At 71.9% G+C, this 22,349-nt stretch carries 23 protein-coding genes; 5 read left to right on the plus strand and 18 right to left on the minus strand.

The window, feature by feature from the left end; genetic code table 11:
* Positions 1 to 29 precede the first annotated feature (29 nt).
* From ACRX5S_RS19270 to ACRX5S_RS19280, 3 genes are all read right to left on the minus strand, one after another.
* Positions 30 to 563, minus strand: coding sequence for a hypothetical protein (locus ACRX5S_RS19270; RefSeq protein ID WP_436774222.1), 534 nt, complete (start codon positions 561 to 563; stop codon positions 30 to 32).
* Between the two features lie 167 nt (positions 564 to 730).
* A complete protein-coding gene (locus tag ACRX5S_RS19275; protein ID WP_436774223.1) occupies positions 731 to 1,957 on the minus strand; it encodes a cytochrome P450 in 1,227 nt (408 codons plus the stop codon).
* An 83-nt stretch (positions 1,958 to 2,040) separates the two neighbouring features.
* Positions 2,041 to 2,505 (minus strand): 2,4'-dihydroxyacetophenone dioxygenase family protein, encoded by a 465-nt coding sequence (locus tag ACRX5S_RS19280; protein WP_436774224.1) that lies wholly within the window; start codon positions 2,503 to 2,505, stop codon positions 2,041 to 2,043.
* Positions 2,506 to 2,677: 172 nt separating this feature from the next.
* Here ACRX5S_RS19280 and ACRX5S_RS19285 point away from each other — a divergent pair, with 172 nt between their 5' ends.
* Positions 2,678 to 3,532, plus strand: coding sequence for an SDR family NAD(P)-dependent oxidoreductase (locus ACRX5S_RS19285; protein WP_436774225.1), 855 nt, complete (start codon positions 2,678 to 2,680; stop codon positions 3,530 to 3,532).
* A 35-nt stretch (positions 3,533 to 3,567) separates the two neighbouring features.
* Here ACRX5S_RS19285 and ACRX5S_RS19290 read toward each other — a convergent pair whose 3' ends face one another.
* A complete protein-coding gene (locus tag ACRX5S_RS19290; protein ID WP_436774226.1) occupies positions 3,568 to 4,263 on the minus strand; it encodes a response regulator in 696 nt (231 codons plus the stop codon).
* Complete coding sequence (locus ACRX5S_RS19295) at positions 4,260 to 5,558, minus strand: sensor histidine kinase (protein ID WP_436774227.1); 1,299 nt, start codon at positions 5,556 to 5,558, stop codon at positions 4,260 to 4,262. Before ACRX5S_RS19295 ends, ACRX5S_RS19290 begins: the two co-directional genes overlap by 4 nt.
* 334 nt (positions 5,559 to 5,892) lie before the next feature.
* On the opposite strand from ACRX5S_RS19295, the gene ACRX5S_RS19300 reads away from it, so the two are divergent.
* Positions 5,893 to 6,861 (plus strand): SAM-dependent methyltransferase, encoded by a 969-nt coding sequence (locus tag ACRX5S_RS19300; protein ID WP_436774228.1) that lies wholly within the window; start codon positions 5,893 to 5,895, stop codon positions 6,859 to 6,861.
* Between the two features lie 26 nt (positions 6,862 to 6,887).
* Positions 6,888 to 7,454 (plus strand): hypothetical protein, encoded by a 567-nt coding sequence (locus ACRX5S_RS19305; RefSeq protein ID WP_436774229.1) that lies wholly within the window; start codon positions 6,888 to 6,890, stop codon positions 7,452 to 7,454.
* Between the two features lie 233 nt (positions 7,455 to 7,687).
* Here the strand turns inward: ACRX5S_RS19305 and ACRX5S_RS19310 are convergent, their stop codons facing one another.
* The 3 genes from ACRX5S_RS19310 to ACRX5S_RS19320 form a co-directional block, all read right to left on the minus strand.
* Complete coding sequence (locus ACRX5S_RS19310) at positions 7,688 to 8,926, minus strand: CaiB/BaiF CoA transferase family protein (protein WP_436774230.1); 1,239 nt, start codon at positions 8,924 to 8,926, stop codon at positions 7,688 to 7,690.
* A gap of 36 nt (positions 8,927 to 8,962) precedes the next feature.
* Positions 8,963 to 10,225 (minus strand): PH domain-containing protein, encoded by a 1,263-nt coding sequence (locus tag ACRX5S_RS19315; RefSeq protein WP_436774231.1) that lies wholly within the window; start codon positions 10,223 to 10,225, stop codon positions 8,963 to 8,965.
* A gap of 529 nt (positions 10,226 to 10,754) precedes the next feature.
* Positions 10,755 to 11,243, minus strand: a complete 489-nt coding sequence (locus ACRX5S_RS19320) for a PH domain-containing protein (RefSeq protein ID WP_436774232.1) — start codon at positions 11,241 to 11,243, stop codon at positions 10,755 to 10,757.
* Between the two features lie 82 nt (positions 11,244 to 11,325).
* Here ACRX5S_RS19320 and ACRX5S_RS19325 point away from each other — a divergent pair, with 82 nt between their 5' ends.
* Positions 11,326 to 12,477, plus strand: a complete 1,152-nt coding sequence (locus ACRX5S_RS19325) for an NADH-quinone oxidoreductase subunit D (RefSeq protein ID WP_436774233.1) — start codon at positions 11,326 to 11,328, stop codon at positions 12,475 to 12,477.
* Positions 12,478 to 12,505: 28 nt separating this feature from the next.
* Here the strand turns inward: ACRX5S_RS19325 and ACRX5S_RS19330 are convergent, their stop codons facing one another.
* The 4 genes from ACRX5S_RS19330 to ACRX5S_RS19345 form a co-directional block, all read right to left on the minus strand.
* A complete protein-coding gene (locus ACRX5S_RS19330; protein ID WP_436774234.1) occupies positions 12,506 to 14,170 on the minus strand; it encodes a hypothetical protein in 1,665 nt (554 codons plus the stop codon).
* A 107-nt stretch (positions 14,171 to 14,277) separates the two neighbouring features.
* On the minus strand, positions 14,278 to 15,237 hold the full coding sequence (locus ACRX5S_RS19335; protein ID WP_436774235.1) for an ABC transporter substrate-binding protein: 960 nt from the start codon (positions 15,235 to 15,237) through the stop codon (positions 14,278 to 14,280).
* A gap of 12 nt (positions 15,238 to 15,249) precedes the next feature.
* A complete protein-coding gene (locus ACRX5S_RS19340; RefSeq protein ID WP_436774236.1) occupies positions 15,250 to 15,915 on the minus strand; it encodes an ABC transporter permease in 666 nt (221 codons plus the stop codon).
* Positions 15,912 to 16,697: an ABC transporter permease gene (locus ACRX5S_RS19345; RefSeq protein ID WP_436774237.1), complete on the minus strand. Its 786-nt coding sequence runs from the start codon at positions 16,695 to 16,697 to the stop codon at positions 15,912 to 15,914. The genes ACRX5S_RS19340 and ACRX5S_RS19345 overlap by 4 nt, the downstream gene beginning before the upstream one ends.
* A gap of 247 nt (positions 16,698 to 16,944) precedes the next feature.
* Here ACRX5S_RS19345 and ACRX5S_RS19350 point away from each other — a divergent pair, with 247 nt between their 5' ends.
* Positions 16,945 to 18,111: an ABC transporter ATP-binding protein gene (locus tag ACRX5S_RS19350; protein ID WP_436774396.1), complete on the plus strand. Its 1,167-nt coding sequence runs from the start codon at positions 16,945 to 16,947 to the stop codon at positions 18,109 to 18,111.
* Positions 18,112 to 18,225: 114 nt separating this feature from the next.
* Here the strand turns inward: ACRX5S_RS19350 and ACRX5S_RS19355 are convergent, their stop codons facing one another.
* From ACRX5S_RS19355 to folE, 6 genes are all read right to left on the minus strand, one after another.
* Positions 18,226 to 18,720, minus strand: coding sequence for a DUF3180 domain-containing protein (locus ACRX5S_RS19355; protein ID WP_436774238.1), 495 nt, complete (start codon positions 18,718 to 18,720; stop codon positions 18,226 to 18,228).
* Positions 18,717 to 19,247, minus strand: a complete 531-nt coding sequence (folK, locus tag ACRX5S_RS19360; protein ID WP_436774397.1) for a 2-amino-4-hydroxy-6-hydroxymethyldihydropteridine diphosphokinase — start codon at positions 19,245 to 19,247, stop codon at positions 18,717 to 18,719. Before folK ends, ACRX5S_RS19355 begins: the two co-directional genes overlap by 4 nt.
* A gap of 23 nt (positions 19,248 to 19,270) precedes the next feature.
* Positions 19,271 to 19,630 (minus strand): dihydroneopterin aldolase, encoded by a 360-nt coding sequence (folB, locus tag ACRX5S_RS19365; protein WP_436774398.1) that lies wholly within the window; start codon positions 19,628 to 19,630, stop codon positions 19,271 to 19,273.
* A 461-nt stretch (positions 19,631 to 20,091) separates the two neighbouring features.
* Complete coding sequence (locus ACRX5S_RS19370) at positions 20,092 to 20,559, minus strand: nuclear transport factor 2 family protein (protein ID WP_436774239.1); 468 nt, start codon at positions 20,557 to 20,559, stop codon at positions 20,092 to 20,094.
* Positions 20,556 to 21,350: a dihydropteroate synthase gene (gene folP, locus ACRX5S_RS19375; RefSeq protein WP_436774399.1), complete on the minus strand. Its 795-nt coding sequence runs from the start codon at positions 21,348 to 21,350 to the stop codon at positions 20,556 to 20,558. The genes ACRX5S_RS19370 and folP overlap by 4 nt, the downstream gene beginning before the upstream one ends.
* 389 nt (positions 21,351 to 21,739) lie before the next feature.
* Entirely contained in the window at positions 21,740 to 22,348 is a 609-nt protein-coding gene (gene folE, locus ACRX5S_RS19380; protein WP_435838997.1) for a GTP cyclohydrolase I FolE, read from the minus strand.
* Position 22,349 lies beyond the last annotated feature (1 nt).

Here is a 22,349-nt window from a genome sequence, read left to right on the forward strand (position 1 = left end):
CCGGACGAGTACTGGCCTGATCAGCGTACTCACGTGGGGGGCGGGCCGAATCGCGGGTGGCCTCCCGGCCGGGGGACGTGGAGGGGCGCGTACGCCGGTGTGCCGGGCTCCCCGGCCCCGCCGACGTACGGTGGCGCATCGTCCGCGACCGGCTCCGCGTCGTCCGCGGGGCGGCGCAGCAGGCTGGGCCCGCGCATCCCGATCGCGCCGAGGCCGGTGAGGACCAGGCCCGTGAGCAGCAGCGTCGCGGTGACGATGCGGGCGGCGAGGGCCGCGCGGGGGCCGTTCTCGGTGCGGAGGGTGTAGGAGGAAGCGCCGGCTCCGGCGGGCTCGGTACGGGGGCTCTCGGCGCCGGGCAGCGGGGCGGGGGCCTGGCCGCGTTCCGGGTCGTGCGCCGGGACGGGCATGCCGTAGGCGGCGGCGCGTGCGTGTGCCGATTGACCCGACCTGTCGGGGGTACTGCTGTTCGAGTCCCCGCCGAACACCCCGGCGGCGGTGACGATGCCCACTGCGGATATCGCGAGCGCGGACCTGAGGACCACGCGAGCCATGAGCTTGCGCATGTGAACCTCCGACCCTCAGGGGAACATACCGGGTGATATTGCGCATATCGGTTCATTTCACAATTCCCATCGGGGGAAAACGAAACCCCCGGGCCGCACGGCGCGGTCCGGGGGTCGATGAAGGTCGATGAAGGTCGGCGAAAGGTCGGGCGGTGGGCGGCCGGGCGTCAGGCGCGGTGCAGGCGTACCGGCAGTTCGGCCAGGGCGTTGTTGAGGTTGGAGCGGACGCGGCGGGGCTCGCCGGTCAGGTCGATGCGCGGGTAGGCGGCGATCAGCTCCTCGAAGAAGACGCGGCCCTCCAGGCGGGCGATGTGCACGCCCAGGCAGAAGTGCTCGGCGAAGCCGAAGGACAGGTGCGGGTTCGGGCGGCGGAAGATGTCGAAGCCCTGCGCGTCCTCGAACACCTCCTCGTCGCGGTTCGCCGACGTGTAGTACATCGCGACCTTGTCGCCGGCCTTGATGCGCACCCCGCGCAGTTCGACGTCCCGCGTCGCGGTCCGGCGGAAGTAGTGCAGCGGGTTCGCCCAGCGCAGGATCTCCTCGACCGCCCCCGGCACCAGCGACGGATCCCGGCGCAGCGCCTCGAACTGGTCCGGGTGGGTGAGCAGCGCATGCAGCCCCGCCGCCAACATCGTCTTCGTCGTGTCGTTCCCGGCCGTCACCAACTGCACGAAGAACATGCCGAAGTCGAGGTCGGACATCCGCTTACCGGCGAACTCCGACTCCAGGATCAGCGTGGTCAGGTCCTCCGGCGGCTCCTCGGCCTCGGCCAGCTCCGCCCGGCGCTTCATGGCGAAGCCGATGGCGTACTTCGCCATCTCGATGGACGCCGCGCCCGGGCCGTAGCCGTCCTCCTCGGTGCCGCCGACCTCCGGGTCCTGGCCCGTGGTGTTCCGCTCGGCCAACCGGTGGATGTAGTCCCAGTCCTCCTGCGGGAGCCCCATCAGCTCGCCGATGACCTGGGTCGGGAGGCTGGAGGTGACGTCGTGCACGAACTCGACGTCGCCGTCGAGCCGGGCGAAGATCTCCCGGCAGATCTCCCGGATACGGGCCTCCATGCCGCCGACGACCTTCGCGGTGAAGGACTTCACCAGCGGCTTGCGGTATTGCCGGTGGCGCGGCGGGTCCATCGCGAGCAGGCTGCCGCGCAGCGCTTCGAGGCGGGCGTCGTCCAGGTCCTCCAGGACGATGCCGCCGCGCTCGGCGGAGAACAGCTCGGAGTGCTGGGAGACGTACTCGACGTCGGCGTGCTTGAGCACCGCCCAGTAGCCGGGCTCGCCGGGCATGTCCTGCCAGAACACCGGCTGGGTGCGGCGGAGTTCGGTGAACAGGTCGTGCGGCGGGCCCGCGATGTACAGGTCGGGCGTGTAGATGTCCGGGACGGTGGTGGTCATCGCTGGTGGACCCCTTTGGTGGCGGCTGGAGCGGCGTCGGCGGCGATCCTGCGGGACGGGCGTGGGCCGGCGCGGGCGGGCGGTTACGCGACGAGGACGTTCGGGCGGCCGAAGCCCTGGGCCTCGCACAGCGCGTAGTAGGCGCGGAGCGTGGAGGGCCCGTCGGTGACCGAGTCGATCGTCGTGCCGTCGGCGGCCAGGTTGAGGTTGGCGCCGTACATCTGGAACCACACCCGGGTGTCCGCCTCCAGGCAGGTGAGGGTGTGCACGGAGCCGGCGGGCTCGTAGAGGAAGGAGCCGGCGCGGTTGACGTAGTCGTACTCGGCGTACTTCCACGCCCCCGCGGTCGTGTAGGCGTAGACCGGGCCGGTGTGCCGGTGGATCGGGGCCTGGAAGCCGGCCTGGAAGACGTTCTCGACGATCCACAGGCCCTCCTGCGGCTTGACGCAGATGACCTTCAGCTTGTTGCCGCCGCCGATCTCGACGAACGGCAGGTCGTCCGCGCCGATGTGGATCGACAGGTCGGGGCCGTCGGCAAGGGTGGTCATGGTGCCTCCTGATGCGGCGTCATATCTGTAACGGTGTAACAGCATGCCTCAGGGGGCCGTCGGTTTCGAGGGCCGGTTTGGAGTACTGATCCGGAAGGGCAGGATGGGTCGGTACGCGCGCGGCGGACGCCGCCGGGGGTGCCGGGCGCGCGGACCGGGAGGGGAACGGCACATGGGGCAGGGTCAGGACGGCGCTCGCGGGCTCCTGGACGGCAAGGTCGCGGTGGTCACGGGGGGCGCCAACGGCATCGGGCGCGCCTGCTGCGAGCGCTTCGCCGAGGAGGGCGCGGACGTCGTCGTCGCGGACATCCTCGACGAACAGGGGATAGACACCATCGCCGCGGTCGAGAAGAAGGGCCGCCGCGCCGCGTACATGCACGCGGACGCGAGCAGCCCGACCGACAACGAGACCGTCATGCAGCACGCCGTCGACGTCTTCGGCGGCATCGACATCCTGGTCACCGCCGCCGGCATCTCGACCGCGGACTACCGCAGCGACCAGCCGGAGATCGTCGCCCGCAAGGCCGCCAGGCACGCGCGCGAGCAGCCCGACCCCATGCGCCGCTTCACCGAGCTGCGGCTCGCCGAGTGGCAGAAGGTGCTGGACGTCAACCTGACCGGCACGCTGCTGGCGGTGCAGGCGGCGTCCCGCGTCATGCTCGATCTCAAGAAGCGCGGCTCGATCATCACGATCGCGTCGATCGCGGCGAAGCACCCGGAGGCGGGCGCGCCGGCCTACTCGGTGTCCAAGGCCGGGGTCTGGATGCTCACCAAGTACGCCGCCCGGGTACTGGGCCCGGCCGGGATCCGGGTCAACGCGATCGGCCCGGGCTTCATCGAGACCAACATGACGGCGGTGGTACGCGGGCTGCCGGACCTGGAGGAACGCCTGCTGGCCAATGTGCCGCTCAAGCGCATGGGGACCGCGCGCGAGGTCGCGGACGCCGCGCTGTTCCTGGCCAGCCAGCAGTCGTCGTACTTCACCGGCGAGATGCTCCACCCGGACGGGGGCTTCTACACGGACTGACCGGGCCCGGCATCCGACCCGGCCGCGCGCCCGTGTCAGGCGCCGCGCGCGCGGACGAGGCCCGTCTCGTACGCGAGCACGACCGCCTGCACGCGGTCGCGCAGCCCGAGCTTCATCAGAATGCGTCCCACGTGCGTCTTGACGGTGGCCTCGGACAGGAACAGCCGCTCGGCGATCTCCGCGTTGGACAGGCCCTGGGCGACCAGCAGCAGCACTTCGTGCTCGCGCTCGGTCAGCAGCTCGACGGCCTCCGGCCTGGCGTCCGACTCGCTCGGCAGGATCGGGGCGAAGCGGTCGAGCAGGCGCCGTGTGGTGCTGGGCGCGACGACCGCGTCGCCGGACGCCACCGCGCGGATGCCGGACAGCAGTTCGGTGGGCGGCACGTCCTTCAGCAGGAAGCCGCTCGCGCCGGCCTTGATGGCCGCGAAGGCGTACTCGTCGAGGTCGAACGTCGTCAGCATGAGCACCTTGGGACGCTCCCGGCCCGGCGGCAGCGTGATCGCGTCGGGGCCGTCGTCGCAGATGCGGCGGCAGGCCTCGACGCCGTCCATGCGCGGCATGCGGACGTCCATCAGCACGATGTCCACCGCGGTCGAACGGACCTTCTCGATCGCCTCGGCGCCGTTGCCCGCCTCGGCGACGACCTCCATGTCGGGCTGGGCCTGGAGCACCATGGTGAATCCGGTGCGCAGCAGTTCCTGGTCGTCGACCAGCATCACCCGGATGGTCATGCGGCTCCTTGTGCGGTGGGTGCGGTGGGTGCGGGCGGTACGGGGGGTGTGGTCCGCGCCGGGAAGGCGGCGGAGGGCTTGCTGCGGGGGCGGTTGCCGCTCGCGGAGGGCACCGTCGTCGGTCCGGCTTCGGCGACGTACGGCAGCAGGGCCCGGACGCGCCAGCCGCCGCCCGGGGCGGGGCCGGTCTCGATGCGGCCGCCCAGCATCGCGACGCGCTCGCGCATGCCGACGAGGCCGTGGCCCATGCCGTCGCCGGGGGCGTCCGCGCCGCGGCCGTCGTCGGTGACGGTCATCTCCAAGGCGTCCTCGCCGTAGCCGAGCACCACCGACGCGTTGGCCGTCGGCCCGGCGTGCTTGCGGGTGTTGGTCAGCGCCTCCTGCACGATGCGGTACGACGCGAGCGCCACGCCCTTGGGCAGTTCCACCGGCACGCCGACGATGCGCAGGTCGACGGGCAGGCCCGCGTCGCGCACCCGGTCGACGAGGTCGCCGAGCTGCTCGACCCCGGGCTGCGGGGCGTACGGCCCGCGGTCGGCGTCCGAGCGCAGCACGCCGAGCAGGCGGCGCATCTCGGCGAGGGCTTCGCGCCCGGTGGTCGAGATGGTGCCGAGGGCGTCGCGGGCGCGGTCGGGGGCGGCGTCTATGGCGTACGCGGCACCGTCCGCCTGCACGACCATGACCGACACGTTGTGCGCCACGACGTCGTGCAGCTCGCGCGCGATGCGGGCGCGCTCCGCGGCGGCGGCCACCTCGGCGTGGGCGTCGCGCTCGCGCTCCAGCCGGGCCGCGCGGTCTTCCAACTCGGCGTAGTACGCGCGGCGCGTGCGCATCGAGTCGCCCAGCACCCACGCGATCACGAGCATGAACGACACGAACGCGAAGAAGAAGAACCGCTCCCGGAGACCGCCGGGCTCCTCGGGCTCTATGCGCAGCGCGAGCAACCCGGGGCCGACGAACGCGAGCACGAGGCCGAGCCGCGACATCCAGCGCGGCCCGGACTTGGCGGCGTAGTGCAGGACGACGATCATCGCGGCGTCCGCGACGAGCGGGAGCATGCCCGCGGCGATCTGCATGAGTCCGCCGGCGATGGCGCCGATGGCCGCGACCAGGAGGTGCTTGCGGCGCACCGCCATCGACGCGCACAGGACGAGCGTGATGAACGCGTTGGCGGCCGCCTCGTCGCGGGCGTTCTCACCGATCACGGCGATGGACCCGAGCATGAGCAGCACAAAGGCACCCGCCGCGTCCACGGCGAACGGGTGCCTTCGCAACCACTCATACAACGTCTGCATGTCTTCGACCCTAAGCACCCCGCGGGGAGCAGACGTCCGCCTGCGTGGGGAAAGCCCAGTACGACGTAGGTATCAGGGCGGCACCGCACGGGTGAGACGGAAGCGTCGGCCGCCTCGTCCCCCACGACGAGACGAGGCGCATGGGAGTCAGGGCCGCCTCGGGGGCCGACTCAGGGACGGGAGGCCCGATCGGTGGGGGGCGAGGCAGCCACGCGGACGGCGGTAGGGCGGGTCGGCGGGGCGGTGGCGAATTGCGCATATCGCCACCAAGAGTTTTATCCCGGGCTGCTCGGGGCCGTTCCTTCAAGGGTTGGGGGCGGTAGCGTCGTCGGCGATGAACACCTGGTCCACTTGGCGGGACGCGACGCACCGGGCCCTGTATGGGAGCGGCGGCTTCTATCTGCGTCCCGAGGGTCCCGCGGGGCACTTCCGCACATCGGTCCACGCCTCGCCGCTCTTCGCGGGGGCGCTGGCCTGGCTCGCCCGGGCGGCCGGGCTGCGCACGGTCGTGGACGTCGGCGCCGGACGCGGCGAACTGCTGGTGGCATTGCGGCGCATCGATCCCGCACTGGCGCTGCACGGTGTCGACGTGGCCGCGCGTCCCGAGGCACTGCCGCCCTCGATCGGCTGGTCGGCGGAGGTGCCGGGCGACGTGTCCGCCCTGCTGGTGGCCAACGAGTGGCTGGACAACGTCCCCGTCGACGTCGTCGAGGTGGACGCACACGGCGTGCCGCGGATCGTCGAGGTCGAGCCGGGGACCGGGCGCGAACGCCTCGGCGCGGAGGCCTCCGGTACGGATGCGGCCTGGCTCGACCGGTGGTGGCCGCTCAAGGGGGCGGAGCCGGGGCTGCGCGCGGAGGTGGGCGTACCGCGCGACGAGGCGTGGGCGGCGGCGGTCGGTGCGCTGTCGTCCGGCATCGCGGTGGCGATCGACTACGGGCACGAGCGCGCGTCGCGGCCCCTGTTCGGCACGCTCGCCGGCTACCGCCAGGGCCGTGCCGTTCCCCCGGTCCCGGACGGCACCTGCGACGTGACCTCGCACGTCGCGGTCGACGCAATCGCAGCGGCGGGCGAAGCCGCGGGGGCGACCGGGACAACGCATCTGACGCAGCGGACCGCGCTGCGGGCGCTCGGCGTGAGCGGGGCGCGCCCGCCGTACGAGCTGGCCCGCAGTGACCCGCGCAGGTACCTCACCGCCCTGCGCGAGGCAGGCGAGGCAGGCGAACTGACCGCGCGTGAGGGCCTAGGCAGCTTCCGCTGGATGGTGCAGGGTGTACAGACTGAGGTTCCTGCGCTCGTGTGATGACCGGGTAAGGGCGGTGCGCTGCGATGGAGTTCAAGGAGGTCTTCAGGGCCTTGGGCATTGGCGCCGGACAACTCCGCACCAAGATTCAGACCAAGGACCGGGACAAGGCCAGCACGCCCACACCGGTGAGCGAAGCACTCGCGACAGCCGCCGCCGAGCGGACCCTCACAGCCCAAGAGCACTTCGAGAAAGCCAGAGCCGCAAAGGCGGCACGGGATGGGAGTCCGACCGCCGAGAAAGCCGACGCCAAACCCGAAAGGTCGATAGCACAGGCGGCATCGGATCTGCGCACCGAGCTCCGCGGAGCGGCCAACCAGCGAGCGCTTGACCGAGGCTCGGGTCCAGCGCCACGTCCGGGTCAGCCCGCCGCCCGCGGGCACACAACCGCGGATCCCAACGTCCCGGGCCGTGTACCCGCCTCGAAGGCTCCGCAGGCCACGGTGGCGGGGTTCCTCCCTGTGTCGGCCGCGGCCGAGTCGGCCGCCCGAGCAGCGCCGGAGGTCAACCGCGAGGTGCCTGCTGTCCTCCGTGAGGCCGGCCGAAGCCTGGACCCGGCAGGGTTGGACCTGAAGCAGAGCATGAACAAATAGCGCCGCGCGCCGTCTCGCGTGGTGGGGGGGGGGGGGGGGGGGGGGGGGGGGGNGAGGTCAACCGCGAGGTGCCTGCTGTCCTCCGTGAGGCCGGCCGAAGCCTGGACCCGGCAGGGTTGGACCTGAAGCAGAGCATGAACAAATAGCGCCGCGCGCCGTCTCGCGTGGTGCGTGCGGGCGGGGTGCACTGTGGCGCCCCGCCCGCACGCGCCGCATGCCTGTCGGGCTCAACGTCAGCTCTTGCCGAGGACGCCCGCCTCGCGCAGTTCGGCGATCTTTGCGTCGTCGTAGCCGAGCAGGTCCTTGAGGACCTCGTCGCTGTGCTGGCCGATCGTCGGCGCGTGGAACGGCCGCGGCAGGTCCTCGCCGACGAAGTGGATCGGGCTGGAGAGCTGGTCGGAGCCCAGCTCCTCCTTCGGGAACCACGTGAAGCGGTGCTGGAACTGCGGGTCGTCCGCGATGGTCTTCGGGTCGTTGACCGGGGCGATGGGGGTGTTCGCCTCGTTGCCGAAGGCCAGCCATTCGAGCGAGGTGCGCGTCTCGAAGATCTTGCGCAGCTCGTCGCGTAGTTCGAGGTTGCCCACGGCGTGGTCGGCGTAGGTCGAACCGGGCCACTTCTCGAACAGGTCGGGGCGTCCGACGGCCTCGCAGAAGTTCTTCCACAGCGACTGCTCGGAGGCCATGAAGAGGATGTAGCCGTCCGAGGACTTGTACATCTGGTAGCGAACGCCCTCGGTCATGCCCGCGGTGCCCGGCGCGCGGCGGACGTAGTTGTCCGTCTTGTTACCGGTGACCTCGGACTCGGGGCGCTCGTACGCCTTGTACGTCTCGCTGCGCAGCCAGTCCATCGCCGCCGCGGCGTCCGACTGTGCGATGTCGATCTGCCCGCCGACGCCGGTGGCGCGGGCGCGGATGATCGCCGCCAACACGCCGAGGGCACCGAACAGCGGGCCCGCGTGGATGCCGATCGACGCGTGCTCCGGCGTGTACGGGTGGCCCTCGTCGGTGAACGCCGGCTTCACGACGCCCGCCCACGTGTCGTACGCCACACCGTGCGACGGCATGTCGCGGTACGGGCCGGTGGCGCCGTAGCCGGAGATCGTGCAGAAGACGATCTTCGGGTTGATCTCCTTCAGGTCCTCGAACCCGATGCCGCGCTTGGCCAGGCCGCCCGGGCGCATGGCCTCGATGACCGCGTCCGCGTCCTTGACCAGTTCCTTGAACGTGGCGACGGCCTCGGGCTTGCGCAGGTCGAGGACCAGCGACTTCTTGCCCCGGTTGATGTGGAGGTGCATCAGCGAGACGCCCTCGATGATCGGCCAGGTCATGTCGCGGATGTAGTCGCCGTTCGGCGGCTCGATCTTGATGACCTCGGCACCGAGGTCGACAAGGGCCGAGGTGATGGCGGCGGGACCGAGCATCGAACACTCGATGATGCGGACCCCGGCCAGCGGCGCTGGCACCTGACTCATCGTGACCTCCCGGAGAATATGACGATGCGTCAGATATTAGTCATCGATCCTTTCAGGGGAACCCCCGGAGTGCGCCGACCACCTGTGAGGCCCCTCTCCTCGACGTCCGATACGTGACCTTTCGGCCTGTTCGTCGACCAGGCGCATGGCCTCCTCGGCGTCCCTGAGCTGGGCCGTCACGCGCACGGGGCCGGGTGTCGAGTCCAGGTGCACGGTGGCCAGGCCCAGCAGGCGTTCGATCGGGCCCTGCGTGCGGCGTACGCTCTGCACCTTCGCGTGCGGGATGACATCCGTCTCCCGCTGGAAGACCCCTCGCCGCACCACGAACACCCGGTCGTCGGCCCCGCAGTACATCCGGCTGCGGCGCACCGGGCTGTGCCAGCGGGCCCGCTTCGGGACCGGCGTCAGCGGCACCGAGCCGACGTCGACCCCGGGCAGGATGCGCCCGAGCAGGCCGAGGGCCACCTCGCGCGGGGCGACCGGGAGCAGCGTCGACTCGTGGTGGTCCGTGCCGTCCTCCTGCGCGCCGTAGCCCGCGACGTTGACCTCGACCCGCACCCAGCCCTTCCAGCGCCACAGCACCGGCTGCACGATCCGCACGGCCTGCACGCGGCCCGGCGGCACGGTCTGGTGGCGGTGCTCGATCAGACCGTGCGCGAGCCGCAGTCCGTCGGGCGACTCGGACAGCGTGAAGTCGAAGTAGCGCAGCACCCGACCGGCGGTGAACTGCCAGGCGGCGATGAACAGCGGGATGAAGCCGAGCAGCAGCGCCTCGTTGCCCATCGCGACCCCGGCGATCACCAGGCCGACGCTCGGGACGAGGAACGCCCACGCGGCGAACGACAGCAGCACGGAGCCGATCAGCACCGGCATCGGCACGACCACGAGCGGGTGTTCCGGGGCCTCCCCCGCGTCCGGGCGCACGCCGGCGGCGCGGGCGAGCAGTTCGGCGCGCAGCGCGGACGCGTCGGACTCGCGGACGTACGCGAGCGACCCTTCGGCCGAGTCGCCGCCGGCGACCTGGAGCTTCAGTTCGGCGAGGCCCATCAGCCGGGCGATGAACGGACGGACGACGTCGACCGCCTGGAGTCGGCCCAGATGCACGTGCCGGGTTCGCCGGAACAGCACGCCGGAGTCGATCCGCAGGTCGTCGTCCTCGATGCGGTACACCGTGAACGCCCAGCTCAGCAGTCCCCAGAGCAGCGCCCCGAGGAACACCGAGCCCGCGACGATCACCCCGAGCCGCGTCTCCTGCGTGCGGGCGGCGTGCTGCCCGAAGATCGCGATGACCACCGCCATGGCTTTCCACCCCTTGGCCACAGGGGTGAGGGGATGGAGGCGGCGGGGTTCCGCACTGTCGGAGGGGCGGGGGTGCGTCGGGTTGGCGGAGTGCCCGGGGTGCGCCGCGTGCGCCGGGTGCGCCGGGTCGCGTGGGTGGTCGGGATGGGGCGGGTCGTCCGAGTACGTCGGGCCGTCGGCGTGCGTCGGGTGGTCCGACCGGACCGACGTGGCCGCCCGATCCGGGCTGCCGGAGTGTGCCTGGCCGCCGGGGCCGGCGGGGCGGTGGGCATGAGTCCCGCCGCCTGTGTCGGCCGGGTGGTCAGGGTGGCCCGGGTGGTCAGGGTGGCCCGGGTGGTCAGGGTGGCCCGGGTGGTCAGGGTGGCCCGGGTGGTCAGGGTGGGCCGGGTGGGCCGGGTGTTCCCCGCGCGGCGGGGCGGGGGCGGGGTGCGGGGTGTGGTCGGCGTCGTCCGACGTTTCGGAGGACGACAGTGGGCCGACAGGCGCTGTGCCGTGTTCGGGGTGGTCTATGGTCATGGCGCGTGCCGCCTCACAGGCCCGCGGAGCGGGCTTCGCCGCGTTCGGCCAGGCGGTCGCGCAGGCGCGCCGCCTCCTCAGGCGGGAGGCCGCGGATGACGGCGTCCGTCCCCGCCGACGCGGTGTGCAGCTTGATCGTGGCGATGCCGAAGCGGCGCTCGACCGGCCCGGCCGTGACATCCACGAACTGCATCCGGCCGTACGGCACCACCGTCAGCCGCCGGAACTGCACGCCGTGCGAGATCAGCAGGTCGTCGGCGCGCTCCGCGTACCGCCACGACCGCTGGTTGCGGCGCAGCGCGATCACCCCCCACACCAGCCCCACCAGCACCGCCGCGGCGATCAGCGCGCCCAGCCAGGTCGCCACGAACAGCGCCGCCAGCACACCCCCTGCCACCGCGATCGGCACCATCGCACCCACCAGCAGGAACCGCCGCACGCGGAACAACTGCTCCGAGACGGGATGCCACGGCTGCTCGGGGGGTGCCAGGGCGTGATCCATGCCTTTCAGCGTATGCGGCCCGGTTCGGAACGGTGGGCACACAATCCGGGCAGCGGCCCGGAAGCCTGGCAAAATCTGCCGCATGACTGAGGCCACCCTCGGCGTCGGGATCGGCGCGGACCAGCTCGACACCACCGACATGGTGCTCAACATCGGTCCCCAGCACCCCTCGACCCACGGGGTCCTGCGGCTGCGCCTGGTGCTGGACGGCGAACTGATCGTCCGCGCCGAGCCGATCGTCGGCTACATGCACCGCGGCGCGGAGAAGCTGTTCGAGGTACGCGACTATCGACAGATCCTCGTCCTGGCGAACCGCCACGACTGGCTGTCCGCCTTCTCGAACGAGCTCGGCGTCGTGCTCGCCGTCGAACGCATGCTCGGCATGGAGGTGCCCGAACGCGCCGTGTGGGCCCGGACTCTGCTCGCGGAGCTCAACCGGGTGCTGAACCACATGATGTTCCTCGGCTCGTACCCGCTCGAACTCGGTGCCATCACACCGATCTTCCACGCCTTCCGGGACCGTGAGGAGATCCAGGCGGTGATGGAGGAGATCTCCGGCGGGCGCATGCACTTCATGTTCAACCGGGTCGGCGGGCTGAAGGAGGATCTACCGGCGGGATGGCTCGGGCGAGTTCGCCACGCGGTCGCCGAAGTGCGTTCGCGCGTACCGGTGTTGCGCGACCTCGTGCACGGCAACGAGATCTTCCGGGCGCGGACCGGCGGCGTCGGCGTGCTGTCCCCGGAGATGGTGCGGGCGTACGGCGTGAGCGGCCCCATCGCGCGGGCCTCGGGCGTCGACTTCGACCTGCGTCGCGACGAGCCGTACCTCGCGTACGCCGAACTCGCCGACGTGCTCAAGGTGGTGACCCGCACGGAAGGCGACTGCCTGGCGCGCTTCTCGTGCCTGCTCGACCAGGCGGACAACTCCCTCGACCTCGCGGACGCGTGTCTCGACCGGCTGGAGGCGCTGCCTCCCGGGCCGATCAACCTGCGGCTGCCGAAGGTACTCAAGGCGCCGGAGGGGCACACGTACGCGTGGACGGAGAACCCGCTCGGGCTCAACGGCTACTACCTCGTGTCGCGCGGGGAGAAGACGCCGTGGCGCATGAAGCTGCGCTCGGCGTCGTACAACAACGTGCAGGTGCTGTCGGAGCTGCTGCCGGGCTGCCTGGTGGCGGACATGGTGGCGGTGCTGGGCTCGATGTTCTTCGTGGTCGGCGACATCGACAAGTGAGCTGCGGGTAACGGAAGTTGACGGATGGTCAGGCGTGGCGGCGATCGTCGACGATCTTGGGGAGCTGCTCGGTGTCGTCGTGTGCGGTCAGGTCGACGGGGATCGGACGGCCGGTGCGCGGCTCGTGCGTCACCAGCGGACGGGGTCCGACGGGAACGATGCGGGGGCCGGCGTCGCGCGGGGCGCGGACGGCACGCGGAGCTGCGGCCGCGGGGGTCTCGGATGCCGGGACTCCGGACGTCTGCGTTTCGGACGCCTGTGTTTCGGGTGTTCCGGACGTCTGTGCTTCCGACGCCAGGGCCTGCGGCTGCGGCCGCACGGTCACGTCGGCGGTCTCGGTCACGTCGACGGCCCCCGCGCCGCCCGCAGGGAGCTGGCGCCCGAAGAAGTCGAACGAACTCGCGCTCTGGGAACGGGACATGCGCTGGTTCGTGGCCCGCACGGTGTCCGCGACGTCGCGCATCACGCGGGCGACGGCGTCGTCCGCGGGCAGGGCCGTGACGGCGGGTTCCAGGGAGCCGATGCCGAGGTCGAGCGCGGGCGCGTCCTCGTCCGCGGGCTGCGGCACCACGAGTTCGGCGGGCGGACGCGGCACCGGGAGCCGCGCGGCGGGCAGTTCGGGGCGCGGGGCGATCGGGGCGGCCGGGCGGAGGCCGTACATCGCGGCGGCGTACGCGGGGACGAGGCCCTCGACGGCGATCGGCCGGTGGCGCACGCCGGGGATCCCGGGCACGACCGGGGCGGCGGTCCCGACGGGCTCGTCAACCGGCTTGGACTCGACAACTGGTGCGGACTCGTCAACCGGCGCAGGCCCTTCAACCTGCGCAGGCTCGTCAAACGAAGCGACTTCGGCAACCGGCGCGATCTTCGGAGCAGGCTCGTCCACGGAGTTGCCCTCGACATCCGACTCCGCCGCAACAACCGCAGCCGCACCGCCAGTTGACGCCGCCTCGGCGACAACCGCCGCCGCCTCGGCAGCCGACCCGACCGCTCCCTGCGCCGCGACCGGCTCCGCGACGCGTGCCGCAACCGGCGCGACCGGCGCGACAACCGGCTCCGCATCCACCTCGGCCGACCGCGTCGCCTCGCGTTCCAGGTTCCGCAGCGACGCCGCACCGCGCGTGAGGAGCTCCCGCGTCAGGCGCACCGGGCGTGACGGAAGGTCCCAGACCAGCGCGTCCAGTTCCGCCGCGCGCTTCTCGGCCTCGGCGGCACGGACCTCGGACTCCGCGGCCCGGGCGTCCGCCCGCTTCGCGCGGCCCAGCGCCTCGTCGGTGCGGGCCTCCAGGGTCTTCGCACGGACCTCCAGCTTGGCGATCCGCTCGCGCAGCCGGGTGTCGCCCTCGCGCAGGCGCGTCTCGCGCTCGCGCACCGTGGCCAGTTCCCGCTCCCGGCCGGCCAGCCGGGTCATCGTGTCGGCGTGCGCCTCGCGCACCTCGTCCAATTGCCCGTCGAGGTGTTCGCGCTCGCGGCGGCGGGCGGCCAGATCCCGGCCGTACCCGATCCGGCTGCGGCGCAGCAGCTCGACGACGGCCGCAGCGGATGTCACCGCGCATATGACAGCGACGCGAAGCACCCCCGCCCCGCTGCCCGTTGCCGCGAGAATGACCGCTGTCAGCGCAGGGGTGAGTGCCGCGGCCAGCACGGATATGCGCATGAGGGCGGAGGACTGGCGGTGACGTCCACGAGGCATAGACGTGACCCTAACGCGGACGTACGGGCGAACGCATGGCGCCACACCGGATTCTGATGATGTATCGACAAATCAAACCTCGATTTGCGGCGAACGGCGAGCAGCGGTCAGATCAAGCCTTTTTCCTTCAGGTAGTCCTCGACCACCGTCGCGGGACGCCGCCGCTGCTGGTCCACCTTCTTGTTCATCTCGGCAAGGTCCTCGGTGGTCAGCACCGGCGACAACTTGTCCAGAATCGGCAGCACCCGGTCGGCCTCACCCCGGTAGGCCACCGGCACGATGTTGTCCGCGTTCTGGAGCTTGCGGTCGTCGGCGAGCAGCACCAGGCCGTACCGGTCGAGCGTGGCGTCCGTCGTGGTCACCAGCGCCATCTGGTCGCGCCCCTGCTGCACCGCCTGCTTGGACGCGGCCGTGCCCACACCGAGCGGATCGACGCCGGCGACCTTGATGCCGTACGTCTTCTCCAACCCCGGCGCGCAGAACGGCCGCACCTTGCACTCCTCGCCCGCCGCGATGGTCACCGGAATCCCCGACGCGCCCAGGTCGGACAGGGTCTTGAGGTTGTTCTTCTCGGCGAACTCCCGGGTCACCGCGAAGGCGTTCTGGTCCACCGCCAGTGCCGGTACGCCCACCCGCAGGTTCTGCTCGGCGGCGAGGCGCGCGAGCACGTCCATCGTCGCGCCGATGTCCGGGGAGGCCACCGGTTCCGCGTCCGGGCCGTTCTCCTTGAGGTTGAGGAACTCCGCGAGCGTCGCCGCGTAGTCCGGGGCGACCGCCACCTCCCCCTTGGCGAGGGCGGGTTCGAGCAGTTCGCGGTTGCTCACCGTCTTGACGTACGCGTCGACGCCGCCCGCCTCCAGCAGTTGGCGGTACAGCTCGGCGAGGATCCGGCTCTCGGTGAACCCCGACGAGCCCACCGCGATGCCGCTGCCGCCGGTCCCGACCGCCTTGTCGAGCAGCCCGCACCCGGTCGCGCCGCAGAGCAGGGCCGCGGCGGCGCCGAGCGCGGCGGCACGGCGGCGGAGGCCCCGCCGCACGCGGCCGGTCGACGAGTCGGTCGACAACAAGTCCCGCTCCCCTCAGCCCTGCCGGGGCGTACGCGCCACGGCCTTCTGCGCGAGCGCGAACACGCCCTCCACCACCAGCGCGAGCACCGCGACCAGGAACGCCCCGGCCACCACCTGCCCCTGGTCCTGGAGTTGGAACCCCGCGGTCACGATGCGCCCGAGGCCGCCGCCCGCGACGAGCGCGGCGAGCGTCGCGGTCGCCACGACCTGGACCGCCGACGTGCGCAGCCCGGTGACCACCAGCGGCAGCGCCAGCGGCAGTTCGACCCGCCACAGGGTCTGCGGCCCGGACATGCCCATGCCCTTGGAGGCCTCGACCACCTCGCGGTCGACGCCGCGCATGCCGACGTACGCGTTGGTCAGGATCGGCGGGATCGCGAAGAGGACCAGCGCCACCACGGTCGTCGTCGTCCCCATGCCGAGCGGGCTCAGGCCGAGCAGCGCCAGGACCGCGAAAGTCGGGACCGCGCGTCCGATGTTGGAGATGTTGACGGCCAGCGCGCCGCCCTTGCCGATGTGGCCGAGCCACAGCGCCACCGGCAGCGCGACCGCGGTCGCCACGGCCAGGCAGCCGACGGTCAGCAGCACGTGCTCCAGCAGGCGCTGCCACACGCCGTCGCTGCCCGACCAGTTCGCGCCGTCGGTCAGCCAGTCCCACGCGGACTCGATGGTGTTCACGCCACCGCCTTGGGGTGTGCGCGGGTGTCGTCGATCCCGACGTCGGCCGTCGGGCCGGGGACGAACGGCGAGTCGCGCTTCCAGCGCCGCCTCGCCCCGGTGCGCTCCCACGGCGTCAGGAGCCGCTGCACGAGCAGCAGCAGGAGGTCGAAGCCGATCGCGAGCAGCACGCACAGGACCGACGCGGTGAGCACCTGCGCCTTGAACTGCGTGTCGATGCCCGACTGGATGAGGTTGCCGAGGCCGCCGGACCCGACCACCGCGCCGACGGTGGTGAGCGCGACCGTGGAGACGGTGGCGACCCGCAGCCCGGCCATGATGGTCGGCAGTGCGAGCGGGAGTTCGACGCCGAAGAGCAGGCGGACCGGGCCGTACCCCATGCCGCGCGCGGCCTCGACGGCGTCGGCGGGGACGGCGCGCAGGCCGGCGAGCATGTTGCCGACCAGGATGGTCAGCGAGTAGAGGGTCAGGCCGATGACCACGGTCGACGGGTCGAGGCCGGTCCACGGCTGGAGGATCGCGAACATCGCGAGCGACGGGATCGTGTAGAGGACGGTGGTCGAACCGATCACCGGGATCCCGGTCCTGGGCCAGCGGCGTACGAGGAGCGCCAGCGGGAACGCGATCAGCATGCCGAGCACCACGGAGACGACGGTCAGCACCACGTGGGCGCGGAGGGCCGTGGCGATGTCCGGCCAGTACTCGCTGACGTACTCGCCGCAGATCCACGCGTTCCGTTCGAGGCAGTCCCCCGACGAGGCCGCCGTGTCCGATGCCGTCACGGCCGCACCGTTACCCGCGCCCGTACCCTTCACACACATTTTCCCCGGTGTCACACGCGCCACGGCATGCCCGCGCGCGCACGGGGTAATGGTCACCGGACCGCACCGGGAAGGCGACCGCATGCCCAGCTCGCAGGAGACGAACCCGCCGACAGGCGGCAGCACGGAGCGCGCGGCAGGGGACTCGGCGTCCCAACCCGGCGATCCCGTGGGCACCGAGCACGGCGCGGGCGGCGAACGCCCGGTGATGATCCGGCTCGACCGGGTCTCCAAGCGCTACCCGGACGGCACCGGCGCGGTCGAGGACCTGTCGCTGGACGTCGCGGAGGGCGACCTGGTCACGCTGGTCGGGCCGTCCGGCTGCGGCAAGACGACCACCATGAAGATGGTCAACCGGCTCATCGAGCCGACCTCGGGCCGCATCCTGATCAACGGCGAGGACATCACCCGGCGCGACCCGGTCAAACTGCGGCGCGGCATCGGGTACGTCATCCAGTCCGGCGGGCTGCTGCCGCACCGCACGGTCCTCGACAACACCGTCACCGTGCCGTCGCTGCTGCGCTGGGACCGCCGCAAGGCGAAGGCCCGGGGCCGCGAACTCCTCGAACTGGTCGGCCTGGAACCGGACACGTACGCCGACCGCTACCCGCACCAACTCTCCGGCGGGCAGCGGCAGCGCGTCGGGGTGGCCCGGGCGCTGGCCGCGGACCCGCCCGTACTGCTGATGGACGAGCCGTTCGGCGCCGTCGACCCGGTGGTGCGGGACCGGTTGCAGACCGAGTTCCTGCGCCTGCACGCGGAGCTCCGGAAGACCGTGCTGCTCGTGACGCACGACATCGACGAGGCGGTCCGGATGGGCGACCGCATGGCGGTGTTCGCCCCCGGCGGCCGGATCGAGCAGTACGACACACCGCTGGCCGTGCTGGGCTCCCCCGCCAACGACTACGTGGCCGACTTCGTCGGCGCCGACCGCGGCCTCAAGCGCCTGGCCGTCACCCCGATCACCCCCGACGACCTCGAACAACCGCCGGTGGTACGCCTCGACGACAGCCTCACGCACGCCCGCGAGAGCCTGCGCGCGGCGGACTCGCGCTGGGCGGTCGTCCTCGACACCGAGGGCGATCTGCACGGCTGGATAGACGACCGCGAGCCGATCACCGGCACCGGCACCGTGCGCGACCGCGCGCGCCGCATGGAGGCGTGGGTCCCGGCGGACAGCTCGCTCAAGGCCGCCTTCGGCATGATGCTCCAGTACGACGCCGGCTGGATCGCCGTCGTGGACGGCGGCCGTTTCCTGGGCGTCCTGACCCCCCAACGCCTCCACGAGGCCCTGCGTCGCTCGGTCGGCGCCGAGGAAGCGGGCATCGCCCCGGAACACGTGGTCCTGGAGACGATCGACAGCATCGGCGACTAGGGCTGTGGACAACCCGACGCACGATCGGCCGCTGCTGTGCTGAAACCCCCTGGGGTGGGGGCTTGTTTCGGGTGCTGTGGACGACCGCGGCACGCCGGGAAGGCGCCGGGCGCGTCAGCGGGAGGTCGAAGAACCCGTCGGGTTCGCCGGGTCGTCCGGGTCCTCGGGGACTCGGCAGACCTTTTCCAGGAACAGCGCGGCCAGGATCAGGAGGACCGCGGCGCCGACCGAGAAGCCGCAGCGGGCGGCCTGTTCGCGGCGGACGTCGTTGTCGAGATGCATCCACAGGTACAGGCCGTAGCCGCCGTACAGCCCCGCGATGAGCGCCGCGACCAGCGAGCTGGCCTTCGCGAAGACCACCGCCCGGGCCGCCGTCAGCGGGTCGACCGGGCGGGCGTCGCGGCGCCGTTCGCGCTGCGCCTTGAAGCGGTTGCGCAGCGAGAGGCCCGTCGCGAGGGCCACCACCGCGAGCAGCAGCAGCACGAACGGCGCCAGCACCGGCACGCCCGGCGGGGTGCCGCGGGTCAGCCAGAGGTCGACGGCGCCGTACGAGAGCGCCCCGGTGGCCAGGGCCAGGCCGAGCAGGAGTGCGGGGCGCGTCGGCTTCACTCGGGAAGCCTCAGCTCCAGGTCGTCGCGGCGCTCGACGCCCGTCCTGCCGAGTTTCGCCAGCAGGTCGGCCGCCCGGCCCTGGCCCGGGATCTCCGCGGCGGGATCCGCGTCGACCCACGGGGCCAGCACGAAGGCCCGCTCGTGGGCCCGCGGGTGAGGAATGGTCAACTCCGGATCGTCGGAGACCCGGTCGGCGTACACGATGATGTCGACGTCCAGCGTGCGCGGGCCCCAGTGCTCGGTGCGCACGCGCTGGAACGCCTCCTCGACCGCGTTGGCGCGCTCCAGGAGCATCTCCGGCGAGAGGAAGGTGTCGACCAGGATCACCGCGTTGAAGTACGCGGGCTGGTCCTCGGGGCCGCCCACCGCCTCGGTCACGTACAGCGGTGAGACGACGTTGACCCGGATCCCCGGGGTGTCGGCGAGCGCGTCGATCGCGCCCTGGAGGTTCTCCAGGCGGTTGCCCAGGTTGCTGCCCAGTGCCAGTACGGCGCGGTGCGGGCCGCTGAGGGCCTGCAAGCGCATGAGAGTGTCCGTCCCCAGATCCGTCACACACGACTCCGAACAATCGTCACGGTCACATCGTCGAACGGCACCGTGATCGGGGCGTCGGGCTTGTGCACGACCACCTCGACCTCTTCGACCTGCTTGTGCTCCAGGCAGGCGTCGGCGATCCGCTGCGCCAGCGTCTCGATGAGGTTCACCGGCTCTCCCCGCACGACGGCCACGACCTGCTCGGCGATGACACCGTAGTGCGCCGTGAGCTCCAGGTCGTCGCCGGACGCCGCCGGACGGGTGTCGATGCCGAGCACGAGGTCGACGATGAACGTCTGGCCTTCCTCGCGCTCGTGGTCGAACACCCCGTGGTGCCCGCGGGCCTTGAGTCCCCGCAAAGCGACGCGGTCCAGCATCAGGTCGCCCTCCTCGGCGCTCTACTCTCTTCCGGCGCACTCGGGGGCTTCACGGTCGTCCTCGTCAGGTCCTCGATCGCCTTGGTGCCCTACGAATGTACCCATGCACACCCACGCGACCCCCCGGGTGGGGTGCCGTCCGGCGCCTCCGGGAGCAGTGGTACGCAAAATGCCAACCGCTGTACCCCACCCGGTGTTCCCCATGGCACCAACTGTTCATGCCTCGCCGCGGAAATCCGGCCATCCGCGCTCCGGCCTGCAAGGACGCGCCCTCGCACGGCAACTACCGAATCACCTGAAAAGGGACGGATCGCCGGACCGGAGGGCACACATCCGGCCACCCCGTCCGCGGTCATCGGCAGCCGCAAACGTCCGAAGCCCGGGGGAGCCTTCCCGGTCGCGGCACCCGGATGCGGCGCCATGGCGCGTGAGCGGTATCAAGATCCGAAGGCCGCGACCTAGATCTCGTCCTCGGCGTCGGCCTCGGCCAGGACCGGGGACGCGTGGTGCAGCCACAGCCGCCACTCGCCGCCCTGCCGCCGGAAGATGTTGGTCACCACCGCCTGGCCGCCCGCGAACCCGGTGTCGTCGCCGCCGTCCTCCTCGCCCATGCCGGTCAGGAGGCTCGCGGTGCACGACAGGATCGCCACGTCGCCGTCCAGCGTCACCTGCACGTCGGTGAGGAAGAACTGCACGTAGCTCGTGTTGGCCATGATCAGCGCGTACGACCGCAGCACCTCGGCGCGGCCGCGCAGCACCGGCCACCCGGGGTGCACGCACGTGATGGTGGACGCCTCCGGCCCGTCGGCCCATATGGCGCCGAGCCGGTCGAGATCGCCCTCCTCCACGGCGGTCCACAGCGCCAGGTTGAGGTCGCGCACCTCGACCGCGTCCGGGGACAGCAGCTCGTCCTCCGGGCCGGTCATCGGGCCGCCTGCCAGGCCGCCGCCACCCGAACCGCGTCCCGCGAGGCCGGAACCTCGTGCACCCTTACCCCCCATGCGCCGGACGCCGCCGCGAGGGCGGTCACCGCGGCGGTCGCGTCGTCACGGCCGCGCGGCGGGCGCAGCCCCTGATCGTCGGCCAGCAGCCGACCGAGAAACGTCTTGCGCGAGGCGGCCACCAACAGCGGACGGCCCAGCTTGATCAACTCCGGCAGCCCGGCCAGCAGCGCCCAGTTGTGCTCGGCGTTCTTCGCGAAGCCGAGGCCCGGGTCGAGGATGACCGCCTCGGGGTCGACCCCCGCGGCGACCACCCGGTCCATGCGCTGGGCCAGTTCGTCCCGTACGTCGGCGACCACGTCGTCGTAGTGCGCCTTGTCCTGCATGTCGCGCGAGTGTCCGCGCCAGTGCATCACCACCACCGGCACCCCGGCCGAGGCGACGAAGGCCGCCATCGCCGGGTCTGCGAGGCCGCCGCTGACGTCGTTGACGACCGCGGCCCCTGCCTCGACGGCGGCGCGCGCCACCTCGACGCGCATCGTGTCGACGCTCACGATCGCGCCCGCCGCGGACAGCTCCCGGACGACCGGGACCACCCGCCGCAACTCCTCGTCGAGCGGTACGCGCTCGGCGCCCGGGCGGGTGGACTCGCCCCCGACGTCGATCACGTCGGCGCCCTCGGCCATGAGCGCGTGGCCGCGCGCGATCGCCTCGGCGGGGTCGAACCACAGGCCGCCGTCCGAGAACGAATCGGGGGTCACGTTGACCACGCCCATGACCGCGCACCGGCCGAAGTCCGGGAGTCCCCGCACGGTGGGTGGCCTCGGATCCCGCTCAAGGCCCCGGCCGGTGCCCCCCTCGGACTTGGTCGTCGCTGTCATGGCCCCAAGCGTAGGGGCAAAGGCCTGCCGCTCAGCCCAGGCGGCACGGTGCGGCGCGGGGCGTAAAGAGTCGGATAGCGCAACACACCGGGCATGTGTCCGATGTGGGCGGCAACACGCGGGGCCGACGAGGCCGCTCCGAGCGTCCGCGAGCGGTCTGACGGGACGTCAGGACGCACAAACGCCGCCCCGGGACTCGTGTCCCGGGACGGCGGTTCCGCGCAGTCGCCCGCACTTGGCAGGGGCTGGGGGTCAAGCGCTGGAGGAGGTCCCGCGCCGGAGGATCAGCGCTGGAGGATCAGGCTCATCGCCTCGGCACGCGTCGCGGCGTCCAGGAGCTGGCCGCGCACCGCCGAGGTGACGGTCTTCGCGCCGGGCTTGCGGATGCCGCGCATCGTCATGCACATGTGCTCGCACTCGAAGACCACGATCACGCCGCGCGGGCGCAGGATGCGCACCAGGGCGTCCGCGACCTGCGTGGTCAGGCGCTCCTGGACCTGCGGCCGCTTCGCGTACACGTCGACGAGCCGGGCGAGCTTGGACAGGCCGGTGATCTGGCCGTCCTCGGAGGGGATGTAGCCCACGTGGGCCACACCGTGGAAGGGCACGAGGTGGTGCTCGCACGAGCTGTAGACCTCGATGTCCTTGACGAGCACCATCTCGTCGTGGCCGAGGTCGAACGTCGTGGTCAGGACGTCCTCGGGGTTCTGCCGCAGTCCGGCGAATATCTCGCGGTACGACCGGGCGACGCGGGCGGGCGTGTCCTTGAGCCCCTCGCGGTCGGGGTTCTCCCCGACCGCGATCAGCAGCTCGCGTATCGCCCGCTCCGCGCGGTCCTGGTCGAACTCACCCACGGCGCCTCCGCCGTCGAGGGTGACCGGGTCGATCGTCACG

The organism is Yinghuangia sp. YIM S09857 (assembly GCF_051388915.1).
Taxonomy (GTDB): domain Bacteria; phylum Actinomycetota; class Actinomycetes; order Streptomycetales; family Streptomycetaceae; genus Yinghuangia.

What these genes read in the sequence shown, in the direction of transcription:
- ACRX5S_RS19270 (WP_436774222.1), bottom strand. Translation starts at nt 563, where the DNA reads ATGCGCAAGCTCATGGCTCGCGTGGTCCTCAGGTCCGCGCTCGCGATA.
- ACRX5S_RS19275 (WP_436774223.1), bottom strand. Translation starts at nt 1,957, where the DNA reads ATGACCACCACCGTCCCGGACATCTACACGCCCGACCTGTACATCGCG.
- ACRX5S_RS19280 (WP_436774224.1), bottom strand. Translation starts at nt 2,505, where the DNA reads ATGACCACCCTTGCCGACGGCCCCGACCTGTCGATCCACATCGGCGCG.
- ACRX5S_RS19285 (WP_436774225.1), top strand. Translation starts at nt 2,678, where the DNA reads ATGGGGCAGGGTCAGGACGGCGCTCGCGGGCTCCTGGACGGCAAGGTC.
- ACRX5S_RS19290 (WP_436774226.1), bottom strand. Translation starts at nt 4,263, where the DNA reads ATGACCATCCGGGTGATGCTGGTCGACGACCAGGAACTGCTGCGCACC.
- ACRX5S_RS19295 (WP_436774227.1), bottom strand. Translation starts at nt 5,558, where the DNA reads ATGCAGACGTTGTATGAGTGGTTGCGAAGGCACCCGTTCGCCGTGGAC.
- ACRX5S_RS19300 (WP_436774228.1), top strand. Translation starts at nt 5,893, where the DNA reads ATGAACACCTGGTCCACTTGGCGGGACGCGACGCACCGGGCCCTGTAT.
- ACRX5S_RS19305 (WP_436774229.1), top strand. Translation starts at nt 6,888, where the DNA reads ATGGAGTTCAAGGAGGTCTTCAGGGCCTTGGGCATTGGCGCCGGACAA.
- ACRX5S_RS19310 (WP_436774230.1), bottom strand. Translation starts at nt 8,926, where the DNA reads ATGAGTCAGGTGCCAGCGCCGCTGGCCGGGGTCCGCATCATCGAGTGT.
- ACRX5S_RS19315 (WP_436774231.1), bottom strand. Translation starts at nt 10,225, where the DNA reads ATGGCGGTGGTCATCGCGATCTTCGGGCAGCACGCCGCCCGCACGCAG.
- ACRX5S_RS19320 (WP_436774232.1), bottom strand. Translation starts at nt 11,243, where the DNA reads ATGGATCACGCCCTGGCACCCCCCGAGCAGCCGTGGCATCCCGTCTCG.
- ACRX5S_RS19325 (WP_436774233.1), top strand. Translation starts at nt 11,326, where the DNA reads ATGACTGAGGCCACCCTCGGCGTCGGGATCGGCGCGGACCAGCTCGAC.
- ACRX5S_RS19330 (WP_436774234.1), bottom strand. Translation starts at nt 14,170, where the DNA reads ATGCCTCGTGGACGTCACCGCCAGTCCTCCGCCCTCATGCGCATATCC.
- ACRX5S_RS19350 (WP_436774396.1), top strand. Translation starts at nt 16,945, where the DNA reads ATGATCCGGCTCGACCGGGTCTCCAAGCGCTACCCGGACGGCACCGGC.
- folK (WP_436774397.1), bottom strand. Translation starts at nt 19,247, where the DNA reads ATGCGCTTGCAGGCCCTCAGCGGCCCGCACCGCGCCGTACTGGCACTG.
- ACRX5S_RS19370 (WP_436774239.1), bottom strand. Translation starts at nt 20,559, where the DNA reads ATGACCGGCCCGGAGGACGAGCTGCTGTCCCCGGACGCGGTCGAGGTG.
- folP (WP_436774399.1), bottom strand. Translation starts at nt 21,350, where the DNA reads ATGGGCGTGGTCAACGTGACCCCCGATTCGTTCTCGGACGGCGGCCTG.